This window comes from Geobacillus sp. CCR, from assembly GCF_052906625.1.
Genome location: NZ_JBREBQ010000076.1, coordinates 1 through 4,112, shown reverse-complemented (window position 1 = coordinate 4,112; position 4,112 = coordinate 1). Strand labels below are relative to the sequence as shown.

At 53.1% G+C, this 4,112-nt stretch carries 3 protein-coding genes and 1 pseudogene; 2 read left to right on the top strand and 2 right to left on the bottom strand.

Translation table 11 applies throughout. The features are described 5' to 3' along the window. Window positions 1-181: 181 nt before the first annotated feature. Entirely contained in the window at window positions 182-1,351 is a 1,170-nt protein-coding gene (locus tag ACVBDQ_RS17760; RefSeq protein ID WP_446663381.1) for an MFS transporter, read from the bottom strand. Between the two features lie 276 nt (window positions 1,352-1,627). Between ACVBDQ_RS17760 and ACVBDQ_RS17755 the strand changes: the two genes are divergently transcribed. Next, a complete protein-coding gene (locus ACVBDQ_RS17755; protein WP_446663380.1) occupies window positions 1,628-3,007 on the top strand; it encodes a D-serine ammonia-lyase in 1,380 nt (459 codons plus the stop codon). A gap of 51 nt (window positions 3,008-3,058) precedes the next feature. Continuing rightward, on the top strand, window positions 3,059-3,616 hold the full coding sequence (locus ACVBDQ_RS17750; protein WP_138187665.1) for a sugar O-acetyltransferase: 558 nt from the start codon (window positions 3,059-3,061) through the stop codon (window positions 3,614-3,616). Window positions 3,617-3,676: 60 nt separating this feature from the next. Here the strand turns inward: ACVBDQ_RS17750 and ACVBDQ_RS17745 are convergent. Further along, window positions 3,677-3,985 (bottom strand): annotated as a pseudogene (locus ACVBDQ_RS17745) (cyclase family protein); the annotation flags it as partial. Window positions 3,986-4,112: the final 127 nt, after the last annotated feature.

Genomic DNA, 4,112 nt, shown 5'->3' with positions numbered 1-4,112 from the left:
TTTGTGTACAATTCATCTGAAGTCCTCCTTGGTATGGTGAGTGATGTGTTTGACACCCCTGCATCATACCAAGAGGGCTTTTTTTGATCAAGTCCCCGGAAAAGCTCCTAACGGGAATGCTCCTTTTATCCATAAGACTTGCACTTGCGTGTGTAGCGGGTCACCCCCATCCCCTCTTGAATCAAAGGGACGTGTCTTTTTGCATCATCGCGCGTTGGAACGATTGAAAAACGGAAAAGGAAATGAATGTAAGCGCAATTCCTGCCGCATATGGCAAACTGGGCTTTAAGGTGAACAGCCAGCCGGCGATCGCCGGACCGCCAATGCGGCCGAGCGAATCGAACGAGGATAAAACGCCTGTCGCACTTCCTTGGCCATCCGCTGTATGCTTCGTTAACAAGGCGGAGACGCACGGGCGGATGACGCCGTTGCCAATGCCGAAAATCGTTAAATAGAGCGCGGCTGTCCAAAAGCTGTGAACGAATAAAATGAGAAAAAAGCCAACTGCTGACAAGAACAGCCCGACACGAATGACAGCTCCTTCCCCGAATGAGCGGATCAGTTTTCCAAGCAGCCCTCCTTGGACGATGGCCCCTGCAAGCCCCATGATCATAAAGATGTAGCCAAGTTCCGTCGACGAAAGCCCCGCTCGTTCAGCGGCAAAATAGGCGAACGTCGCTTCAAGTCCAGCGAGGGAAAACGTTGTGATCAGCTGCAGTAAGTATAGGCGCGCTACAGGCCCTTGGAGGGCGGCCGCAAGCGATGGCCGCTTTGTTCGTATATTCGTTCGTTTTTCTCTCGGAAGCGACTCATGCAAGAAAACGAAAACGAATAGAGCGGTCAAGAGCGCCAAGCTGCCTGCCATCCAAAACGGAGCGGTTAAGCTCGTTTTCGAGAACACGCCGCCGATCCCCGGTCCGAAAATGAATCCAAGCCCAACGGCCGCTCCGATCATCCCCATTCCTTTGCCCCGGTCTTCTTCCGTTGTCACATCTGCGACGTACGCCATAGCGGCCGGCATCGTGGCCGCCGATAGACATCCGCCGATGATGCGAGCGGCAAACAACATCCAAAGTTTTGTCGCGACGGCGAGCAAGAAAAACGAAAGGGCCAAACCGAAAATGCCGACAAGCAGCATCGGCTTTCGTCCATAGCGGTCCGATAAATTCCCCCACATCGGCGCAAATAAAAATTGCATGAGCGAATAAACGGCCATCAACCAGCCGAGTTGTGTCGGGGAAGCGCCGATTTTTTCTGCGTAAAACGGAAGGACGGGAATGATGATGCCAAACCCGGCCATGACCAAAAACATCACGAGAAACAAAAGCGATAAATCGCGACGATTGTCCATGATCATCATCTCCACGATATGGTTTGCCTCTTTCATCATAATGGAAAGACAGACATTTTTCAAAGCGGATCATGCCTCGCTTGGCCATTCCGACAAGGCTGGGATCACTCCCGAATGTCATCCACAAACCATTTCCCTTCATCCCCATTGACAATGGAAGCGGTTTTCGCGAGACTGAAGGTAAACGGCAAACGGTTCGGCAAACCATGAAGCGGACTTTGGACCGGCATCTGCCAAGGGTACGAAACGACAAACACGCATGGGAGAGAATGGTGCATGATGACCAAAAACGAAATCCAAAAGTGGGTAAAGGAATTCCCGCTGCTTGAAACGATCATGGCGGCCGAAGAGGTATTTTGGCGCAATCCAAAATATCACGCGTTTGCGCAAGCCATTCGAACGATTCCTTTACGCGAGCGCGATGTCAAGGAGGCCGAAGAGCGATTGCGCCGCTTTGCCCCCTACATCGCGAAAGTTTTTCCCGAGACGCGAACGGCCTATGGCATCATCGAATCCCCTTTAGTGCGAATTCCGAACATGAAACAGCGTTTGGAAAAGATGTTTCAGACCAACATTGAAGGGGAGCTGTTGCTGAAATGTGACAGCCATCTTCCCATCTCCGGATCGATCAAGGCGAGAGGGGGAATCTACGAGGTTCTGAAACATGCGGAAGAACTCGCTCTGGCAAACCATATGATCACCATGGGGGATGACTATGCGGTGATGGACAGTGAGGAATTCAGACAGTTCTTTTCCCGCTATTCGCTTGTCGTTGGTTCGACGGGAAATTTAGGCTTGAGCATCGGCATCATCGGGGCGAAGCTTGGGTTCCGCGTTACCGTTCATATGTCAGCCGATGCGAAACAATGGAAAAAAGACTTATTGCGAAGCAAAGGGGTCACCGTCATCGAACATCTCACTGATTACAACAAAGTGGTGGAAGAGGCGCGAAGACAGTCCGCCGAGGATCCAACGTCGTATTTTATCGATGATGAGAACTCGATCCATCTGTTTTTAGGCTATGCGGTGGCGGCGTTTCGGCTGAAAAAGCAATTAGAGGACATGAACATCACGGTTGATGAAAACCACCCGCTCTTTGTATATCTTCCTTGCGGCGTCGGCGGCGGTCCGGGTGGGGTGACGTTTGGCCTAAAGCTCGTGTACGGCGATCATGTCCATTGCTTTTTCGCCGAGCCGACGCATTCGCCTTGCATGTTGCTCGGCCTGATGACAGGACAGCACGATCGCGTGTCGGTGCAAGATTTTGGCCTCGACAATAAGACCGAAGCGGACGGGCTGGCAGTGGGGCGGCCGTCGCGGCTGGTGGGAAACATGCTTGAGAACGTCATCAGCGGCGTCTATACGGTGGACGATTCGACGCTTTACCGCTTGCTCGCGGCGATGGTGGAAACGGAGGAAATCTATTTAGAGCCGTCCGCCTTGGCGGGGGTGGCGGGGCCTGTTCGGCTGTTTCGTGATTTGGCGGGGCAAACGTACGTAGAGGCAAACGGTTTGAAAGAAAAGATGAAAAACGCCGTTCATATTGGCTGGGCGACGGGTGGAAGCATGGTGCCAAAGGGTGTGATGGAGGCCTATTATCGGGAAGGCGTGCGGATTGAAACGATGACAGGGAACGGTTTTTCTGAAGGACGATAAGATCATTCCATGGAGTTTTGAAACGAATGCATGAAATGTTGAAGGGGTTCGATGAAAACCGAAAAAGAAAAGATGGTAGCGGGACACTTATACAATCCCGCCGACCCGGAGCTCGTCAAGGAGCGGGAGCGGGCGCGGCAGCTTGTTCGTTTGTATAACGAAACGTTGGAAACGGAATATGAAAAGCGAACCGCTCTGCTCAAAGAACTGTTCGGTTCGACTGGAGAACGGCTGTTTATCGAGCCGAACTTCCGCTGCGACTACGGCTACAACATTCACGTCGGTGAAAACTTTTTTATGAACTTTGATGGCGTGATTTTGGATGTATGTGAAGTGCGAATCGGCGACCATTGTTTTATTGGTCCTGGTGTGCACATTTATACGGCGACTCACCCGCTCGATCCGCACGAACGAAATTCCGGGTTGGAGTACGGAAAGCCGGTTGTGATCGGCCATAACGTCTGGATCGGCGGGCGGGCCGTCATCAACCCGGGCGTCACGATCGGCGACAACGCTGTCATCGCCTCAGGGGCGGTCGTGACAAAAGATGTCCCCGCCAACGCGGTCGTTGGCGGAAACCCGGTGAAAGTGATCAAATGGCTCAAATAGCCCAAGGCCGCGCCCCGCGCAAAGCATGTGCGGGGCGTTTGGTTGCATCATCCTTCTTTGTTACGCCCACTGCACCGCCACCGCCCGAACAGGCGAACCGTCGCAGCCAGGCAAGGAAAGGGGGAGGGCAATAATATACGGATCATCAAAATCGATTCGCTCGAAGTTCACGAAATTTTCCCCGATCACCCCGTTGGCGCCAAGAATAAGTTCGTGGGCGCGGAACGACGAGCCGTCCGGCGGGTCGATGTTGAGCGCGTCGATGAAAAACGTCCGCACGCCCCGCTCCAGCATTGCTTCAATCACATCCGGCGCGACGTACGGATGATGGAAATACCGCTTTGTTCCGGCGTATTGCGACCAGCCGGTGTCAACTACCCCCACTTAGCTAACGCTTGAAGTGGGGGCTTGCAACTCCCCAGAAGTACAAGCGGACTTCGTCCTCCTTCCTTGACTTGGGGTTGCATCAGGGCAGGTTGACAACTACCCAACGACG

Bases quoted from the DNA above. Each gene is read 5' to 3' on its own strand.
- ACVBDQ_RS17750 (WP_138187665.1), top strand. From the start codon at position 3,059: ATGAAAACCGAAAAAGAAAAGATGGTAGCGGGACACTTATACAATCCC.
- ACVBDQ_RS17755 (WP_446663380.1), top strand. From the start codon at position 1,628: ATGATGACCAAAAACGAAATCCAAAAGTGGGTAAAGGAATTCCCGCTG.
- ACVBDQ_RS17760 (WP_446663381.1), bottom strand. From the start codon at position 1,351: ATGGACAATCGTCGCGATTTATCGCTTTTGTTTCTCGTGATGTTTTTG.